The organism is Massilia sp. LMS1-1-1.1 (genome assembly GCF_040815535.1).
Classification (GTDB): Bacteria; Pseudomonadota; Gammaproteobacteria; order Burkholderiales; family Burkholderiaceae_D; genus Janthinobacterium; species Janthinobacterium aestuarii.
In genome coordinates this window covers 752,754-771,478 of sequence record NZ_JBFPNG010000012.1, presented here as the reverse complement: position 1 = coordinate 771,478, position 18,725 = coordinate 752,754, and the positions used below count along the sequence as shown (strand labels likewise).

The following is an 18,725-nucleotide window of genomic DNA, read 5'->3' as shown; positions in this document are numbered from 1 at the left end:
TTAGAAAGTCTCCCACTCTTCGCTGCGTTCCGGCTTGGCGACGTGCACCGTTGCTGGGCGGCTGGCGATGCGCGGTGCGATGGCGGCCCGCACCACGGGTTTGACAGGCGCCGGCGCCTGCCCCTCATCGAGCTTGAACACGCCCACCACCTGCGCCAGGGTGCTGGCCTGGTCCTGCAGGCTTTCCGCCGCGGCGGCCGCCTCTTCCACCAGGGCCGCGTTCTGCTGCGTCACCTGGTCCATTTGCGCAATCGCCTGGTTCACCTGTTCGATGCCGGCACTTTGCTCGACGCTGGCGGCCGTGATCTCGCCCATGATGTCGGTGACGCGGCGCACGCTGTCGACGATTTCCTGCATCGTCGCGCCAGCCTCGTCGACGAGGCGCGCGCCCGAATCAACCTTGCTCACCGAATCGTCGATCAGCAGCTTGATTTCCTTCGCCGCGCCTGCGGAACGCTGGGCCAGACTGCGCACTTCCGTCGCCACCACCGCAAAGCCCCGTCCCTGCTCGCCCGCGCGCGCCGCTTCCACGGCCGCATTGAGCGCGAGGATATTCGTCTGGAAAGCGATACCGTCGATGACGCTGATGATGTCGACGATCTTCTTCGACGAATCGTTGATCGAGGCCATGGTATCGACCACCTGCGCCACCACTTGGCCGCCCTTGCTGGCCACGCCGGACGCCGATTGCGCCATCTGATTCGCCTGGCGCGCATTGTCCGCGTTCTGTTTCACCGTGCTGGTCAGCTCCTCCATCGAGGCGGCCGTCTCTTCCAGCGAGCTCGCCTGCTGTTCCGTGCGCGACGACAGGTCCTGGTTGCCGGCGGCGATTTCCGATGACGATACCTTGACCGATTCGCTGGCCGTGCGGATTTTCACGAGCACGGCGGCGATCTTGTCGATGAAGCGGTTGAAGGCTCCGGCGATCTGCGCCAGTTCATCCACGCCGGAAGCATCGAGGCGTCGCGTCAGATCGCCCTCGCCCGAGGCGATGTCGTCGAGCGCGTCGCGCACCAGTTCCAGGCGCTTGAGCATCTTGAACACCAGCAGCGACAGCAGCAGCGCAGCCAGCCCCGTCAGCAGCGCGGCCGTGACGGTGGCCGTCGTCAGCATCGTCTGCAAGGCTTGCATGGCTTCCTGCTGGTCGAGCACCACGGCCAGCAGCCAGTCGGTGCCGGCCACGCGCGTGACGTACAGCTTGCCGTCGCGGTCATTCAGGCGCACGGCCTCGCTGGTCCGCGCGATTTCCAGGCGGTTGACCTGCGCGGCCGACAGCGACGCATCGAGTTTCGCCACCGGCTGCAGGCTCAGGTCCTTGTTTGCGTGGGCGATAATGGTGCCGCTCTGGTCGACGAGGAAGGCAAAGCTGTGCGGCGTCGGCTTGATCGCCACCACGTTGGCAATCACCGTATCGAGCAGCACGTCCGCGCCCGCCACGCCCACCAATGCCTGTTTCGGCCCGACGGGCGCCGTGAACGACACCACGAGTTTGTGGCTGGCCGCGTCCACGTACGGCGGCGTGAGCATCGGCACGCCCGCCTTGACCGTGTCCGTGTACCAGGCGCGCGCCGTGGGGTCGAAATCGGCCGGGCGGCCCGGATGGGTAAACACGGAGCGCTTGTCCGCGTAACCGATGAACACTTCAGCAAAATCGCCAGCCTTTTCCGCGATCTCGAAGGCGCGCAGCGGATCGGGCGTCTCGGCCGACATGACGACGGACGCCATGACCTTTTTCTTGCCATCGACCCATTGCGCCAACACGGCCGACTGGCTTTGCAGCAGCTGCTGCATCTGCTGGTCCGACGACGCCAGCATGCTGCTGCGCGTGGTGACGTAATTGGCGACCGACAAGGCCAGCATGGACAGTACGACGATGGCCACGCAGATGAGCACCAGCCGCGTGCGAAGGGAAGACAACATGATGGACTCCTCGTTTCGATGTTAGTGACGAGAAACAGTGCTCTGCACTATTTCTCTATGAAAGCATTCTCACACAAAAATCGGAACAATTATCATCAATATTCGGAATACAACACATATATTTCTGTGCAGAAACCTGTCGAGCCCTATCAGCCGATCAGCCCCCTCAAGCCGCTGGCCCGCTGCGTACGGCGCAGAATCGCGTCGAACAGCACGGCCTGCGTGGGCGAGACGAGGGTAAAGAAGTCGCGCGCGCGCGTGATGCCCGTGTAGACCAGTTCGCGCGCCAGCATGGCGCCGCCTTCCTGCGGCAGCACCAGCACCGTGTGCCGGAATTCCGAACCCTGCGATTTATGCACGGTCATGGCGAACGCCGTCTCCACGTGGCGCAAGCGCGTGGCCAGCACGCTGCGCACGTTCTCGCCTTCCAGGAAGTACACGCGCAATGATCCCGGCCGCGCGGGGTCGCGCAAGGTCAGTCCGATGTCGCCATTGAACACACCCGTACCGTAATCGTTACGCGTGACCATCACGGGACGGCCCACATACCATTCGCTGCGGCGTATCAAGCCTTCCTTTTCCAGCCGCAGCTCGATGGCCGTGTTCAAGCCCGCCACGCCCCACTCGCCTTCGCGCACGGCGCACAGGATGCGGAACGACTCGAAAGCGTGCAGCACGGCGCGCACCCAGTCGTCATGCTGCGCGTACGCCGCTTCGCCGGCATTCACCAGCGCCAGGTAGGGCTGGTAGCCGCCCGGCGCATCGGCCCGCCCGCGCAAGGCAAGGCGCAGCACCTCGTCCGGCTGCGCGCTCACGCTCCACGCCAGCTGGCCGCCGCTGTCGCCGGCAAAACAGGCTTTGGCAAGATCGGGCCTGCCGCCATTCACGGCCAAGGCCAGTTCGCCGATCGGACCGCTGAAACGGTGGCTGTGGCGCAGCATCACCGTCTGCTGCGCCAGCGCGCCGGCCGCCCCCGCGAAGTCGGGCGGAATGGCCACGCCGCTGGCCGCCTGCGCATACGCGATGGTGGCGGCCGTATAGCCGCCCGCCTGCGCGTCGTGGCACAAGTCACCGAGCACGGCGCCCGCTTCCACGGACGCCAATTGATCCTTGTCGCCGAGCAGGATCAATATCGCCGTGGGCGGCAAGGCGTCGAGCACGGACGCCATCATCTCCAGGTGCACCATCGACGCTTCATCGACGATCAGCACGTCGACATCGAGCGGATTGCCCGCGTGGTGGGCAAAGGCGCGCGTATCGGGCCGCGCGCCCAGCAAGCTATGCAGGGTACGCGCCGCGCCCATGCGCCGCGCCAGTTCCAGCAGGGGCAACGCATCGCCCGCCTTGGCCGCCAGCCCCTCCAAAGCCTTGTCGATCGACTGCTTCAGGCGCGCGGCCGCCTTGCCCGTCGGCGCGGCCAGCGCGATGCGCAACTGCTCCGGCTGCGGCGAAACGGCAAACAGCAAGGTGAGCAAACTGGCCACCGTGTACGTCTTGCCCGTCCCCGGGCCGCCCGTGATGATGGCCACCTTGCCGCGCAGGGCGATGGCGCACGCCACTTTTTGCCAGTCCGGGCCACCGTCCTGCGTGGGCTGGTCGAACAGGATGTCGAGCCATTGCCGCACCTGCGCCAGAGGCGGGTTGGTCAAATCCTGCGCGCGCGCAGCGATTTTTTCGCCCACCAGGCTTTCGTCGCGCCAGTAGCGGCGCAAATACAGACGGTCGCCATCGAGCACCAGCGGCTGGCGCACGTCGGCCGCGCCCACCTGCCACACCTGCGGCGCGCCGGCCAGCAGCGCGCGCCAGCCCTCGACACTGTCCGGCAGCGGACCGGAGACGGCCAGCACCGCATGCCACAGCTCCTCGCTCCAGCCCAGCAACTGCGACGGTTCGCTGGCCAGCTCAAACAGCATCAAACAGCTGTGCCCCCGTCCTTCCAGCTCGGACAGCACGACGCAGGCCACGGCCACGGCGGACGCATTCGGCGCGCCCTCGTCCAGCGTGCCGATGAAGCGGGCAAAGGCGGCGCTCAGGCGGCGCAGGTGGCCACCCTCGGCAACGCCATCGATATGGCTGAACAAGGCATCCATCTGCAGGGTATCCAACTGCGCGTTATGCTGCATGGTGTTCCGTTTCTTCTAACAGTTGATCGAGGCCGTCCAGCAGTTCCAGCTGCGGCGCCAGCCAGTAGCAGCCATGCGTGTCCGCATTCGCGATGCCGCGCAAAAACAGGAAAATGGCGCCGCCCAGGTGCTCGGCCGGGTCGTAGGCGTCACCGAGCCGGCTTTTCAGCAACCGGTGCAGGGCCAGCATGTAGATGGCGCCCTGGATATCGTAGCGGTGCTGCGCCATGCCGGCCGCCAGCGCCTGCGTGTGGTAGGCCGCGTCGTTGGCGCCCAGCGCGTTCGACTTGTAGTCGAGCACCCAGTAGCGGCCATCGTGTTCGATGACCAGGTCGGCAAAACCCTTCAGCATGCCGTGCAGCTGGCGCCGCGGCAGCACGGGACGCGGCGCGCCGTCGAGCAGCAAACGCGTGCACAGCTGGTCGAGCGCGGCCGTGGACAGATGCTCGCTGGGGAACCAGAACTCCATCTCGGACAGGGTGCTGTCCAGCTGCGACAGCGAGGCATCGAGCAGCGGCAGCGGCGTGATGGCGATTTCCCTGAGCCAGGCGATGGCGTCGTCCTGGCGGTGGCCCCAGCCCGAGCGCTCGCAGCGCGCGGCCAGGCGCGTGTCGAAGTTGTCATCGTGGACGCTGTCAAACCCTTCGCTGCCCATCCACTCGAGCTGCTCGTGCAGGAAATTGCCGGGCACGGAGCCGCGCGGGAAGCGGTGCCAGGGCGCGTCGCCCATGTGCATCGGCGAGGTCACGGCGACAGCCGTGCCATCTTCCAGCAAGGTTTCTTCCAGCGCCCGCTGCGGCACGTGCGCGGCCGTCACGGCGCCGATCTGGCGCGTCAGCGATGTAAAGCTGCCCACCGACCAGTCACGCTCGAATTCGCCCGTGAACACGGGCGCGGGCCGCAGTTCGGGGCGCCGCTCGATGCGGTCCAGCACCGTGCAGGCGTCGGGCTGCCCCAAGGTGCTGACATAGATGGCGTCGCAATCGCCCGCCACCTGCTGCCAGCGCAGCAGCAACTGCTCGAACGGCAGCTTGTCGCCGCCCGTCAGCAGATAGCCGAGCGCCGATTCGTGCAAGGTGTTCTCGCCCGCCTTGCGTGCGGCTTGCGCAGCCACGCCCAGCCACAGGAAGTGGCGCGCCCGCGTCAGGGCCACGTACAGCAGGCGCAAGTCTTCCTCGATGCGCGCCTCTTCCACAAACGCCATGGCCTCGTCAGACAAGGACAGGTCGAGGCGGCGTTCGCCATCGTCGCCCGCATACTCGAAGAAGCTGCGGTTGCGCTTATCCACCTTGCGCGCCGTGACGGCGAACGGCAGATACACGAGCGGGTATTCGAGCCCTTTCGACTTGTGCACGGTGATGACTTTCACCAGTTCCGCATCGCTTTCCAGGCGCAGCACGCGCTCGTCGCCATTTTCGCCTTCGCCGGCGATCTGCTCGGCCAGCCAGCGTATCAGCGCCTGCTCGCCATCGAGCTGGCGGCTGGCCGATTGCAGCAGTTCGGCCAGGTGCAGCAGATTCGTCAAACGCCGCTCGCCGCCCGTCTGCTGCAGCAGCATGGCGGGCAGCTGCAATTCGTGGATGAAGCGGCGCAGCATGGCCAGCACGCCCTGGCGCTGCCAGATCAGGTGCAGGGCCTTCAGTTGCTCGACCCGGCGTTCCCATTCCAATTCGTCGCTCGACAGGCGCGCCAGCTCGCCCAGCGACAGGCCGATGGTGCGCGTGGCAAACGCGGCGCGCGCCAGTCCCCCGTCGAGTGGATTGGCCAGCGCCGCCAGCCAGCGCAGCACGTCTTGCGCTTCCTCGCTGTCGATGACGGAATCCTTGTCGGACAGGTAGACGCTGGCGACACGGCGGCGCGCCAGTGCGCGGCGGATGGCGGCCGCCTCCTTGCGGTCGCGCACGAGGATGGCCACGTCGGCCGGCTGCAAGCGCACAAAACCATCGGGGCCCGTAAAACCGGCCTGCGGATCGCCCAGCATGGCGACGATATGTTCGGCGCAGTGCTGCGCGAAATACTCGCGGTAGCTGTCGCCGCGCAGCGCTTCATCGCTGGCACAGGCGGCCAGCAGGGCCGGCAGCGGGCCGCTGGCGTTCACCAGGTGTTCGGCGCGGCCCTTGGCATCGACGGCCTCGAACGGCAGCGGATTCTCGCCCCCTTTACGGTAGCGGAAGGCGCCGGCCGGCACCTCGTTGCGCTCCGCGTGCAGGAACAGCTGGTTGACGGCCGCCACCAGCGGCGCCGTCGAGCGGTAGTTGGTACCCAGCTGATAGTGGCGCCCGGTGGTGGCGCGCCGCGCCGCCAGGTAACTCTGGATGTCGGCGCCGCGAAAACCGTAGATCGACTGCTTCGGGTCGCCGATCAGGAACAGGCCCAGGGCCGGATCGTTGTCGGCAATCCGGTACAGCAGGTTGAAAATCTGGTACTGGGCCGGCGCCGTATCCTGGAATTCATCGACCATGGCCAGCGGATACTGGTCGATGATGCGCTGGCGCAGGGCCGCGCCATTCTCGCCGGCCAGCGCGTCGTGCAGGCGCTGCAGCATGTCGGCAAAGCCGAACTGGCGCGACTGGCGTTTTAACTGATCCATGCGCCGCGCGATGGCCGCCGCCGCATGCAGGTGCAGCTTGTGCGCCAGCGGCGTGATACCCGCCAGGGCGATCCCCAGCGCCTCCGTATGCTCGAAGCACTCGGGTACCTGGGCCGTGAAACTCTTGGCAAACGCATCCTCGATGCCGAACGGTGTCAGGCGTTCCCACGCCTTGGCCGTGATGGTCGGCAGCAGCAACAGCGGGTCTTGCGCCCATTTACGCAAGCCGTCGAACCACTTCGCCAGGTTCTCCGGCTTCATCTTGACGCCATTAAAACACTTGGGATTGGCCGCGCGGTGGTCGTTGATCCACACGGCCATCTGGTCCACGCGCTCGACCCAGCCCGCCTTCAGGGTGGCCAGCTGCGCGGCCAGCGCCCGCTGTTCGCGCGCGATCAGCATGGATAACGGCTCTTCGTCCGCCATGCGCATGATGTCCGCGCGGCGCGCCAGCTCGCGCGCGCCCTTCTTCAGCGCGCCGACGTCGGGCCAGCAGGCCAGCAGCACGTCGAGCGCCTGCGGCGGCAAGGGGTAGACTTGCTGGCGCCAGTAATCGTGGGCCGCATCCTCGAACAGGGCTTGCTCGTCGCTGACCAGTTCTTCGTCGAACAAGCTGCCGCTGTCGAACGCATGCTCGCGCAGCATGCGCTGGCACCAGGCGTCGATGGTGAAAATGGCCGCTTCATCCATCGTCTCGGCGGCCAGCATCAGCCGGTGCGCGGCCTTTTGCCGCTCGCTCTCGTCCGGATAGGACTCGAGCAAGGCGTCGAGAAACGGGTCGCTGCCGCCGGATTCGTGGCGAAAATAAGCGGCCGCCTCGATCAGGCGCTCGCGCACGCGGTTCGACAATTCGCGCGTGGCGGCGCGGGTAAACGTCATCACGAGGATGTCGGCCGGCAGCAGCGGACGCGTAAAGCGGCTGTCGTCGTCGCCATGCCCCAACACGAGACGCACGTACAGCGCGGCGATGGTCCAGGTTTTACCGGTACCGGCCGACGCTTCGATCAGGCGCGAGCCGTGAAGCGGGAATGCCAGGGGGTTGAGCAAATGGCTCGTCATTGTTCTTCTCCCGCGCCATCATCGGGCGCGCTGATCGGGTCGATCGTGATGTGCTGTTGCAGCCAGCCGGCCAGCGGACCATACAGCTCGCGCGTGCAGTCTTCCCACGCTTCCTCCGCGGCCAGCGCGGAAAACTCGGGCCACAGACGGGCCAGACACAGTTCCGCGCGCTCGCCAGTCATGTCAAAACCGCCATCGTAGACGGCGCGCGGGTCGCCCTGCTGCACCAGCGCCAGGCCCGTCTTGCACGCCGTGGGCAGCGGATGGTTCATGCCTTCGCGCCACAGCGCCAGCAAAGTGGCCAGCGCGTCGCGCGACGTGGCCGGATCGAGCGGCGCCATGCTGACGATGGCGTCGCGCGCCACCAGGTAACCGGTGACGGGAAAACCGAGGGCCGCGGCAGCCAGCTGGCGCAGCCACATCAGCATCAGCTTGTCGCCGCGCGCCAGGCCGCTCTTGTCCGTCACTTTCGAGGAAATCTGCATCAGCCAGGCCGTTTCCTGCCCGTTGCTGCACAATTTGTCGAGCCAGTCGTCGATCTGCACTTCGCCAAACGGCAAGTTGATGGCGCGCTTGTCTGCCGCCAGCGGGAACGAGGCGCGCAAGGACAGCCATGCGCTGCGCACGGGCACCAGCGCCTCGACCAGCTGCGCCTGCACTTGCCGGCCGATCAGGCCGATCGGCAGCACGCCTTCGCGCGCCAGCTTTTCCGCGCGCGCTTCCAGGCTGGGGCGCACGTCGTCCAAGGCTTCCACGGCGCCGCCGTCGTCCAGCATGGTGTCTTCCAGCAGATAGCGCTCGAGCGCATTCAGGCCGAACGGTTCTTCATCCTCGCCCAGCATGGCCGCATCGGCGAAGTGCACGCTCAAGCGGCGGCGGAAAAAGTATTTGACGGGCTGGCGCAAGAAGCTGGCCAGCTCGCCCAGTTTCAAGCGCGTGCCGGGATCGAGTTCGTAGGGACCCAGCGCCAGTTCCCCGGACTGCACCTGTGCATCGGCATCGGCATCGGCATGCGCGACGCGCCATTCGCGCGCGTACGTCAGCAAGCCATCGGCTTCGAAATAGCGGCGGCTGAACGGCTGCAGCGCGTGCTCGGTGGTCAGCGAGACCAGGTGCCGGTCCAGCGACCAGCCGGCGGCCAGGTAATCGCGCAGCTGCGACACGAGCACGGATGGCGGCTGCTCGGAATTGTCGCGCACATTGCGCCCCACCCAGCTCACGTACAGTTTGTCGCGCGCGGCCAGCAAGGCTTCGAGCATCAGGTAGCGGTCATCGTCGCGGCGCGAGCGGTCGCCCGGGCGCGCCATGCCGGGCAGCGCCAGCAAATCGAAATCGGCCTTTTGCGCGCGGCGCGGGAAGTCGCCATCGTTCATGCCCAGCAGGCACACGACGCGGAACGGCACGGCGCGCATCGGCATCAGGGTGCAAAACGTCACGCCGCCGGAGACGAATTGATGGTTCAGGGTCGGTTCGTCCAGTGCACCCAGCCACGCCACGCGCAGCACGGACAGCGGCACCGACTCGACAAAGCCAGCATGCTCGCAGGTTTCCAGCCAGCCCTGCAAGGCGCCTTCCAGCTGCGCCAGGGTCAGGCGGTCGCCCTCGTCGTCGGCGTCAAAGAAGGCGGCCAGCAGCGCGCGCGCCTGCACGCCCCACTCGGCTGGCGTGCGCGTGCCGGCCAGCACGGTGCGCCAGTGCAGCAGCGCCTCGACCAGCAGCGCCAGCGAGCCCGCCAGCGCCGCATCGAGGCCGCCCACTTCCGCATACGGCTCGATGCCGCCAAAGCTGGCGCCACTGCCGCTGGCATAGCCGAGCAGCATGCGCCGCACGCCGAAGATCCACGCATTCTGTTCGCCGGCCGCGCCCAGCCCCAGGCCGCTGCGGTGATGCTGGTCCAGGCCCCAGCGCACGCCCGCCCCTTCGATCCAGGCGCCCAGGGTGACCAGGTCGTCCGGCTGCAAGCCGAAGCGGGTGGCCAGCGCCGGCACGTCGAGCAGGTCGCGTACTTCGCTCTGGCGGCAGCGCTGCTGCGGCAGTTGCAGCAGCCACTCGAGCGCGACGAGCAGCGGGTTCACGCTGCGGTCCTTCACGTCGCCGATCTCGAACGGGATGAAACGCTCGTCGTTGCGCCGGTACTGGCCGAAGACGGCGTGGATGGCGGCCGTAAACGTGTCGATGTCGGGCACCATCACCACCACGTCGCGCGGACGCAAACCCGTGTCGGCGCTGTGCGCGAACATGGCCAGCAGCTGGTCGTGCAGCACTTCCACTTCGCGCTGCACGCTGTGCGCCACATGAAATTCGACCGAGCGGTCGCCGGCATCGGGCGGCGTTTGCTCATGCTCGGCCAGCGGACGCAGTTCGCGGATGGCCACCTGCACCTGCTGCAGCAGGGTCTCGCCCGTTTCCTCGCCAAACAGGTCGATGCGCAGGCTGTCGTCGCGCCCCTCGGCTTGCGCGTGTTCGTCGAATTCGTCGAGCATACGGATGAAATCGCGCCCTTGCCTGCCCCAGCTGGCCAGCAGCGGGTGGCTGTGCGCATGCAGTTCCTCGAGCGGAATCCCGGCCAGGTCGGTGCCGTTGCGCTGGCGCTGGCGCTTGTTTTCCGCGCGCAGCAAGTCGCGCCCATCGATGATGTCGCCCCAGTAGAACTGGCACGGGTTGGGTACGGCCAGCACCACCTGCGTGTGGCGCGCCAGCGCGGCCAGCGCCTGCAAGGTCTGGTATGGCAAGGCAGACACGCCAAACAGCACGACCCTGCGCGGCAGCTTGCCTACGGGCGCGGCGCCGGCGGCGATCGCCGCCAGAAAGGCGTCGTGAATGTCGGCACGGCCCGTGTCGCGCTCGAACTCCTCGACGTCGGCCGCCACGGCGCGCCACAACTGCGCCTGCCAGCGCTGGTCGTCCTTCAAAACGATGGATTCACCGCGCGCCGTGCGCAACTGGTCGCGCCCGGCCGCCCAATCGGCCAGCCAGTCGGCGCGGTAGACCTGGTACTGGTCGAACAGGTCGGCCAGGCGCTCGGCAAGCTGCAGCCGGCGTTCGCAATCGCCGTCGGCCAGGAAGTAGCGCAGCGGCGCGAACACGGGGTCGGCCAGCAGCGATGGCAACAGGCGCATCAAACGCCACGTCAGCGGGGACTTGTCGAACGGCGACACGCGCGGGACTCTGTCGCGCCCCAGCATGCCCCGGTAGCTTTCCCACAGCAGGCGCGCCGGCAGCGCGATGCGCGTGGCGGCGCACACGCCCATTTCCTCGGCCAGGGCGATCTTCAGCCATTCGGCCACGCCGTTCGACTGCACCAGGAAGATGTCCGTTTCCAGCGGCGCCAGCGGATGCTGGCGCAGCCACTGGAAGACGGCGGCGCGCAGCTGTTCCAGCTGGTTGCCGTGCAGGATGAGGAGGCCGGGCGTGACGGGTGTATGCATGCTGATCCGATGGGTTGCCGCGCCTCCGGCCCGGTGGCCGGAGACGTCAAACGCCTATTATCGCCGCTGCTTGCGTCAGGGGGTGTCGCTGGCGGCAAATTCGACGGAAATTTGTTCCGCCACCTGCGCCAGCGCCGGCCTCAGGGCCGTCAGCAAGACGCGCGCCTGCTGCAGGTCGCCGCCCACGCGCAAGCCTTCGATCGACGTGCACAGGCCCGCAAAGGCATGGGCGCCCACGGCCAGCGCCGACGATTTGCTGCGGTGGCCCAGGTCGGCCAGGCGCCCCAGATCTTCCAACGCCATGGCCTGCTCCATTTCGGCGATGCCGTCGCGCGCCGTGTCGAGAAACAGCTGGGTGTATTTGCGCATCTTCACGGCGTCATTGCTGAACGTGAGGGCCAGGGTGGCCAGGTCGAGGATGGCCGTGTCGCGCAATTCCGGCGTCGCGGCCGATGACGGCGCTGCCGGTGCCTGCCTGTCGCTTGCGCGCATGCGGCCGATGTTGCCGATGCCGCCGCGCAGACGGAACCATTTCGCCAGCAGGTGAAACAGCAGATTCGGGGCGATCGGCTTGGTCACGAATTCATCCATGCCCGCCGCCAGGCAGCGGGCGCGGTCTTCGCTGCCCGCGTTGGCCGTCATGGCGATCACCAGCAGGCCTGTGAGTTTCGGGTCGGCGCGGATGCGGCGCGTCGTTTCGAAGCCATCCATCTCCGGCATCTGCACGTCCATCAGCACGCAGTCGTAGCGCTGGCGGGCCAGCAATTCCAGCGCTTCGCGGCCATTTCCGGCGACGCAGACCGTGGCGCCGGCGTCTTCCAGCAATTCGCAACCCACCTGCTGGCTGAAGACGTTGTCTTCGACCAGCAGGATGGATGCGCCGCGTATCACGCCCAATACTTCCGGCTCGACTTCGGCAATGTGCTCGTCGGACGCCTGCGCGCTTTTCTCCAGGCGCGCCGTGAACCAGAAGGTGCTGCCCAGGCCCGGCTGGCTGTACACGCCCACCTTGCCACCCATGAGCTCCACCAGCTGTTTGCTGATCACCAGCCCCAGGCCGCTGCCGCCATACTTGCGCGTGGTCGACGGGTCGGCCTGGTGGAAGGAGCGGAACAGCTGCGCCACCTCTTCCTGCTTCATGCCGATGCCGCGGTCCTGCACCTCGAAGCGCAGCATGGCGTGGCTGCCGCGCTCCTCGGACTGGCGTACGCGCACGAAGATGCTGCCATTGTCGGAAAACTTGATGGCGTTGCTGGTCAGGTTCAGCAAGACCTGCTCCAGGCGCAGCGGGTCGCCGCGCCAGCGCTGCGGCAGCTCCGGCGCGATATCGAACTGCAGCGCCAGGCCCTTGACGGCGGCCGCGTCGCCCAGCTGGCTGGCGATGTTCGCCAGCAGGGTGTCGAGGCGGAAGTCCAGCACCTCGAGTTCCAGCTTGCCCGCCTCGATCTTGGAAAAATCGAGGATATCGTTGATCAGGCCCAGCAAATGCTGGCCCGAATGATAGATTTTTTGCAGGTAGTCGCGCTGGCGCGCGTCGGCCACCGATTTCAGCGCCAGGTGCGCCATGCCGATGATGCTATTCATCGGCGTGCGGATTTCATGGCTCATGTTCGACAGGAAGTCACTCTTGGCCTGGCTGGCCGCGTCGGCCTGCTCTTTCAGGCGATGCAGTTCCGTCACGTCGGTGGACAGGCCGATCAGGCCCGTGACGGGACCGGGCAAGCCCAGCGGCACCTTCACGCTCCACAGGTGATGCACCTGCCCTTGCGCATCGACGAAGCGCTCCTCGCCGACGAACTTGGCGCCGCTGTCGAACACCTGGCGCTCGGTCAGCTGCGCGGCGGCGGCCGCGTCGCCCAGCATCAACTCGCCATCCTGGCGGCCGATCAGCTGCTCCGCCGGACGGCCCAGGATGGTGGCCGTGCGCGCATTCACGTAGCGGTAGCGCAGGTCGGCATCCTTCATGTAGACGTAGGCATCGACGCTATCGAGCACCGTATCGAGCAGGGTGCGCTGCGCCACGGCGTTGCGGCGCGAACGGTACAGGGTAAAGATGTAGCCATAAATGAGCAAGGTGCCGGCCACGCCGACGGCCAGCGCCAGCCATGGGAAGTAGCGGTCGAAGGGGCTGTACAGCTCCGCCTTGCGCACGCGGAAATGGGCTTTCCACAGGCCGCCCTGGTAAGCGACGGGCAGCACCTGGTCGAAATAATCGGCATCGCTGCCCGGTTGCGGCGGCGCCGCAGCCAGGTCGCCATCATCGTTGAACAGCAGGCGGTCCTGCGGCGTGATGGACAGGGCCCCGCTGGCCGGCAAAGGGCCGGCCGCGCTGTACAGAGTCAGGTGCAGCGGTTCCAGGGCGCTGCGTTCGAGCGCGCTGTGCACCAGCTGCGCCACGCCAAAGCCGATGCCGACGGAACCCTGGTAGGCGGCGCGGCGCTCCGCTACGCTGCCCTGCGGCATGCCATTGCGGTACACGGGCAGGCGCATGCCCAGGCCCACGTGCGCGGGTGGCCCCTTGATCATGATCACCTGCCCCGATGCGCTCACCTTGCCGCTGTCGCGCGCCTGCGCCAGCGACTGCGCTACCAGCGGGTTGGCGCCGATGTCGACGCCCATGCGTTCGGACAGCAGGGAATCGGGTTCCAGGTAGGTGAGCACCGTGTATTCCGGACGCTCCCCCGCGGGCCGGATGGTGAAGCCGGGATAGCCGCGCGGCGCCAGACTGGTGTCTTTGCGCACGGCTTCGATGAAGGCGGCGCGCTGTGCCGACGGGACGGCTGTCGCGTAGTTGACCGATTCGATGGCCGGGAACTGGCGCACGATATCGAGGCCGGTCACGTAATCGTGGAACTGGCGGCGCGTCAGATGCTCGCTGGTGCGAAACAGGGCTTCGAGGCCGCGCAGCAGGTCGGAATAGCTTTTTACGCGCGTGATCAGGCTGTGCTGGGCACCATGCGTGAGATTGTCGAAACGCTGTTCGGCGTCGTCATTGACTGTGCGCGCCGCGCCCGCATACAGGGCGCCGCCCACCGCCAGGGCCAGCAACAGGCCGCCCGCCCATATCCTGATACCTGATCCCGCCCCGCCCTTGCTCAAAGTGTGCATTGTCGATCGCTTATTCCGGTTTCCTCGAATGGACGGCGCTGCGGCCGCCCAGCAAGTACGAGGATACTATCAAAGCTCATGCCCGACGCGCTTGTGGAAGAAAAAAAGCGCGTACGCTGCTTGCACTGGAAACACCGGGTGCTCAAGCTTCCCGCAGTGCCCCGGCCAGCAAGGCGCCGGCGCCATGGTCATCCCAGGCATCGGCGCAGCGCACCACGTCGCCGACGACGATGATGCTGGGACTGCCCAGGCCGCTGGCCAGCAGATCATCCGGCAAGCGTTGCAAGGTGCTCAGCAACTGGCGCTGGGCGGCCAGGCTGGCCGATTGCACCACGGCCACGGGCGTGCCGGGCGCCATGCCGCCGGCCAGCAAGCCGGCCTGGATGGTCGCCACCCTGGCCACGCCCATGTAGATGACGAGCGTCAAGCCGCTTTGCGCCAGCGCAGACCAGTGCGGCTCGGACGCGGCATCCTTGCCGTGGCCCGTGACGAAGATGGCGCCCTGGCTCCAGCCACGGTGCGTGAGCGGCACACCGATGGACGATGGCGCGGCCAGGCCGCTGCTGATGCCGGGTATCACCTCGACGGCCACGCCGTGGCTGCGCAGGTAGGCGCGCTCTTCGCCGCCCCGTCCGAACAAATACGGGTCACCCCCTTTCAGGCGCACCACGTGCAGGCCGGCGCGCGCCTCGGACAGCATCAGGCGCTCGATGAACGCCTGCGGCGTGGACGCGCAGCCGCCCCGCTTGCCCACCTCGACCACGCGCACGCCGTGTGCCGCATGCGCGAGGATGGCTGGATTGACGAGGTCGTCGATCAGCACCACGTCGGCCCGCGCGATGGCTTTCACCGCCTTGAGGGTCAGCAGGTCCGGGTCGCCGGGACCGGCGCCGACCAGGGTCACGCTACCACATTGCGCCATGATGCACTCTCCAATCAGAAAAAGTGGCCGATGGCAAACGATGCCGCGTACGCTTCCGGCGCGCTGCCGTCCCACACGACGCCGTCGCACAGGGTCGAGCTGCGCATCGGAGATGCCGGCAATGGCGTGGCCGTCATCTCCGCCGCCTGGCGGTACAGGTCGATGCGGTTGACCTGGCGCGCCACGGCCAGGTAATCGGGTTCGTCACGCAGCAAGCCCCAGCGCCGGTGCTGGGTCATGAACCACATGCCGTCCGACAAATACGGGAAATTGACGGCGCCATCGCCGTAAAACTTCAAGCCGTGCGCCTCGTGCCAGGTCTTGCCCAGGCCATCCTGGTAATGGCCGAGGATGCGCGGCGCCAGGGTTTCCTGCGGCGTATGCAGATAAGCGGGCTCGGCCAGGGCGGCCGCCATGGCCAGCCGGTTGGTGTCGCTGGCGTCGATCCAGCGCCCCGCCTCGAGCACGGCGGCAATCAGGGCACGGCAGCTGTTCGGATGCCGCTGCGCAAACGCGGCGCTGGTGCCCAGCACCTTGCCCGGATGGTCGGGCCAGATGGCGCCGCTGGTGGTGGCCGTCACGCCCACGCCATCGACGATGGCCTTGTAGCCCCACGGTTCCCCGGCGCAAAAGCCATCCATCTGGCCCGCGCGCAAGGCGGCCACCATTTGCGACGGCGGCACCGTCATCACGCGCGCGTCGCGCAGCGGATCGATGCCATGCGCGGCCAGCCAGTATTGCAGCAGCATCGCGTGGTTGCCGGTCGGGAAAGTATGCGCAAACGCAAATGGCCGCGCCGCGGCGCGCATGTGCCGCGCCAGCGATGGTCCATCGTGGGCGCCCTCGCGCGCCAGCGCCGCCGACAAGGTCACGGCCTGGCCGCTGTGATTGAGGTTCATCAGCACGGCCATGTCGTGCTGTTGCCCGCCGATGCCCATCTGCACGCCATACACGAGACCGTACAGCACGTGGGCAGCGTCGAGTTCGCCGCTGTTCAATTTGTCGCGCACGCCGGCCCACGACATCTCCCGGCTCAGTTCGATCTTGATGCCGTATTTTTCATCGAGGCCCAGTTTTGACGCCATCACCAGCGAGGCGCAATCGGTCAGCGGCAGGTAGCCGATGCGTATCGTCTGTTTTTCCGGATGCATGGAGCGCATCGCGTGGGCACTCGTGCCCGCTTGCTGTGTCATACCATTCCTTGCTGATAAGTACTGTTTTGCCGCGCCGACATGGGCAAGGCCATAGCCATCCAGCAGCAAGGACCGTGCCTGTGCATGGCCGGTCCCAGGCAGCTGAAAATGCACTGGAATGGTGCGCTGCACCAGCATGTGTCAGGAAATGCGCGTTTCATCCCAGCAAGTCCTCCACGTCGAGGATACGCTGGGCAATGTCCGCCAGTTTGAGTTTCTTGTTCATGGCCATGCTGCGCAAGCGCTGGTAAGCCTGGTCTTCCGTCAAGCCGTGATGCGTCATCAACAAGCCCTTGGCCCGTTCGATCACCTTGCGCTCGAGCAGCTTGTGCCGCGTGTCGAGCAATTCGGCGCGCAGTTTTTCTTCCTGGCGAAAGCGCGCCAGGGCCACGTTCAGCACGGGCAGGATGCGCTCGGCATGCAGGCCGGCCACGATATACGCGGACACGCCGGCCGCCATGGCCGCATCGATGCTGGCCGTGGCGCCGTCTTCGGTAAACAGCACGATGGGGCGGCGCTCGTCGCGCGTGGCGATGACGATGTGCTCGAGAACGTCGCGCGCGTCCGATTCGGCATCGATGATGATGAGGTCAGGCTGCAGTTGCGCGATGCGCTCGGGAAGGTAGAGGTCGGCTGGCAGCGAGGCGACGATGTCGAAGCCCGATTCCAGCAAGCCGATGCGCAAGGCATTGCCGCGCTGCACCTGGGCAGCCAAGGCCGCATTCTCGTGCACGCCGTGCTCGACAATGGTGTTGACGACAACGATGCGCAAAGGCTGGGTACGGCTGGACGTCATGGGAGCGATCTGCAATGGCTAAACACAACCATTGCAGTAAGCAAGAAGCGAACCAGCCGGGTTTACACGGTACTTTACTTCAGGGTCGGCATGGCAAACTCGGCGCCGGCGGCCGTCGATGCGGGCCAGCGCTGCGTGACGGCCTTCTGTTTCGTGTAGAAGCGCACGGATTCCGGGCCATGCGCATGATGGTCGCCAAACAGGCTGCGCTTCCAGCCGCCGAAGCTGTGGAAAGCCATCGGCACGGGAATCGGCACGTTCACGCCGACCATGCCCACCTGCACCCTGTGCGTGTATTCGCGCGCCGTGTTGCCATCGCGCGTGTAGATGGCCGTGCCATTGCCGTACTCATGCGCGTTGACCAGGTCCAGCGCCGTCGTAAAGTCCGGCACGCGCACGATGCACAGCACGGGCCCGAAGATTTCCTCCTTGTAGATCGTCATGTCCGGCGTGACGTGGTCGAACAGGCTGCCGCCGAGGAAGAACCCTTGCTCGTGGCCGGGCAGCACGAAACCTCGCCCATCACTGACCAGCTTGGCGCCCTCTTCCACCCCTTTGGCGATGTAGCCGGCGATCTTCTCCTTGTGCACTTGTGTCACGACGGGGCCCATCTCTGCCGACAGATCCATGCCCTGCGTAATTTTCAGGGCGGCAATGCGCGGCACCAAGGCTTCGACCAGCTGGTCCGCCACATTGCCCACCGCCACGACGACGGAAATGGCCATGCAGCGCTCGCCGGCCGAGCCAAATGCCGCGCCCATCAGCGCGTCGACCGTCTGGGCAATGTCCGCGTCGGGCATGACGACCATGTGGTTCTTCGCGCCACCCAAGGCTTGCACACGCTTGCCCTGCGCGCAGCCGGTCGCATAGATATATTCGGCAATCGGCGTGGAACCGACGAAACTGACGGCGCGCACGTCCGGGTGATGCAGCAAGCCGTCCACGGCTTCCTTGTCACCCTGCACCACATTGAAGACGCCATCGGGCAAGCCCGCGTCCGTCAGCAATTGCGCCAGCAGCAGGCTGGCCGACGGGTCGCGCTCGGACGGTTTCAATACGAACGTATTGCCGCAGGCAATCGCCATCGGGAACATCCACATCGGCACCATGACGGGAAAGTTGAATGGCGTGATGCCGACGCACACGCCGAGCGCCTGACGAATCGACCAGGCATCGATGCCGCCGGCCACCTGTTCCGAATACTCCCCCTTCATCATTTGCGGGATGCCGCAGGCAAATTCCACCACTTCGATGCCGCGCGTCACTTCCCCTTTGGCATCCGTAAACACTTTGCCGTGCTCCGCCGTGATCAGCGCGGCCAGTTGATCCGAGTGCTCTTCCAGCAATTCCTTGAATTTGAACATGACCCGGGCGCGGCGCAGCGGCGACGTTTGCGACCAGGCGGGAAACGCTGCATGGGCGGCGGCCACGGCCGCGTTCAGTTCGGAAGGCGTGGCCAGCGCCACCTTGGCCGTCACGGCGCCCGTGGCGGGATTGAACACATCGCTCGTGCGCTCGGAGCGCGAAGCCATCGGGTTGCCACCAATAAAGTGGCCAATCATCGGGGTCGTCATTGTCTTGTCCTA

General features: G+C 66.5%; 9 protein-coding genes. All 9 read right to left on the bottom strand.

Annotated elements, in window-relative coordinates:
* The 9 genes from MRBLMS1_RS13445 to MRBLMS1_RS13405 all read right to left on the bottom strand — a co-directional run bounded on the left by MRBLMS1_RS13445 (position 1) and on the right by MRBLMS1_RS13405 (position 18,713).
* Positions 1-1,920 carry a methyl-accepting chemotaxis protein gene (locus tag MRBLMS1_RS13445; RefSeq protein WP_485879712.1) on the bottom strand — a complete coding sequence of 640 codons (1,920 nt, stop codon included), beginning with the start codon at positions 1,918-1,920 and terminating at the stop codon, positions 1-3.
* 149 nt (positions 1,921-2,069) lie between these two features.
* Positions 2,070-4,043 carry an exodeoxyribonuclease V subunit alpha gene (gene recD, locus MRBLMS1_RS13440; RefSeq protein ID WP_485879711.1) on the bottom strand — a complete coding sequence of 658 codons (1,974 nt, stop codon included), beginning with the start codon at positions 4,041-4,043 and terminating at the stop codon, positions 2,070-2,072.
* Positions 4,033-7,692: an exodeoxyribonuclease V subunit beta gene (gene recB, locus MRBLMS1_RS13435; protein WP_485879710.1), complete on the bottom strand. Its 3,660-nt coding sequence runs from the start codon at positions 7,690-7,692 to the stop codon at positions 4,033-4,035. Before recB ends, recD begins: the two co-directional genes overlap by 11 nt.
* Entirely contained in the window at positions 7,689-11,120 is a 3,432-nt protein-coding gene (recC, locus tag MRBLMS1_RS13430) for an exodeoxyribonuclease V subunit gamma (RefSeq protein WP_485879709.1), read from the bottom strand. Before recC ends, recB begins: the two co-directional genes overlap by 4 nt.
* 75 nt (positions 11,121-11,195) lie before the next feature.
* A complete protein-coding gene (locus MRBLMS1_RS13425) occupies positions 11,196-14,228 on the bottom strand; it encodes a CHASE domain-containing protein (protein ID WP_485879708.1) in 3,033 nt (1,010 codons plus the stop codon).
* 142 nt (positions 14,229-14,370) lie between these two features.
* A complete protein-coding gene (gene cobA, locus MRBLMS1_RS13420) occupies positions 14,371-15,150 on the bottom strand; it encodes a uroporphyrinogen-III C-methyltransferase (protein ID WP_485879707.1) in 780 nt (259 codons plus the stop codon).
* Between the two features lie 14 nt (positions 15,151-15,164).
* On the bottom strand, positions 15,165-16,343 hold the full coding sequence (locus MRBLMS1_RS13415; RefSeq protein WP_485879706.1) for a CmpA/NrtA family ABC transporter substrate-binding protein: 1,179 nt from the start codon (positions 16,341-16,343) through the stop codon (positions 15,165-15,167).
* A 157-nt stretch (positions 16,344-16,500) separates the two neighbouring features.
* On the bottom strand, positions 16,501-17,139 hold the full coding sequence (locus tag MRBLMS1_RS13410; RefSeq protein ID WP_070303064.1) for an ANTAR domain-containing response regulator: 639 nt from the start codon (positions 17,137-17,139) through the stop codon (positions 16,501-16,503).
* 74 nt (positions 17,140-17,213) lie between these two features.
* Positions 17,214-18,713, bottom strand: coding sequence for a CoA-acylating methylmalonate-semialdehyde dehydrogenase (locus tag MRBLMS1_RS13405; RefSeq protein WP_485879705.1), 1,500 nt, complete (start codon positions 18,711-18,713; stop codon positions 17,214-17,216).
* Positions 18,714-18,725: the final 12 nt, after the last annotated feature.

Excerpts from the sequence above, each read along its gene's own strand:
- MRBLMS1_RS13405 (WP_485879705.1), bottom strand. The coding sequence starts at position 18,713 with ATGACGACCCCGATGATTGGCCACTTTATTGGTGGCAACCCGATGGCT.
- recC (WP_485879709.1), bottom strand. The coding sequence starts at position 11,120 with ATGCATACACCCGTCACGCCCGGCCTCCTCATCCTGCACGGCAACCAG.
- MRBLMS1_RS13445 (WP_485879712.1), bottom strand. The coding sequence starts at position 1,920 with ATGTTGTCTTCCCTTCGCACGCGGCTGGTGCTCATCTGCGTGGCCATC.
- recB (WP_485879710.1), bottom strand. The coding sequence starts at position 7,692 with ATGACGAGCCATTTGCTCAACCCCCTGGCATTCCCGCTTCACGGCTCG.
- MRBLMS1_RS13425 (WP_485879708.1), bottom strand. The coding sequence starts at position 14,228 with ATGCACACTTTGAGCAAGGGCGGGGCGGGATCAGGTATCAGGATATGG.
- recD (WP_485879711.1), bottom strand. The coding sequence starts at position 4,043 with ATGCAGCATAACGCGCAGTTGGATACCCTGCAGATGGATGCCTTGTTC.
- cobA (WP_485879707.1), bottom strand. The coding sequence starts at position 15,150 with ATGGCGCAATGTGGTAGCGTGACCCTGGTCGGCGCCGGTCCCGGCGAC.
- MRBLMS1_RS13410 (WP_070303064.1), bottom strand. The coding sequence starts at position 17,139 with ATGACGTCCAGCCGTACCCAGCCTTTGCGCATCGTTGTCGTCAACACC.
- MRBLMS1_RS13415 (WP_485879706.1), bottom strand. The coding sequence starts at position 16,343 with ATGACACAGCAAGCGGGCACGAGTGCCCACGCGATGCGCTCCATGCAT.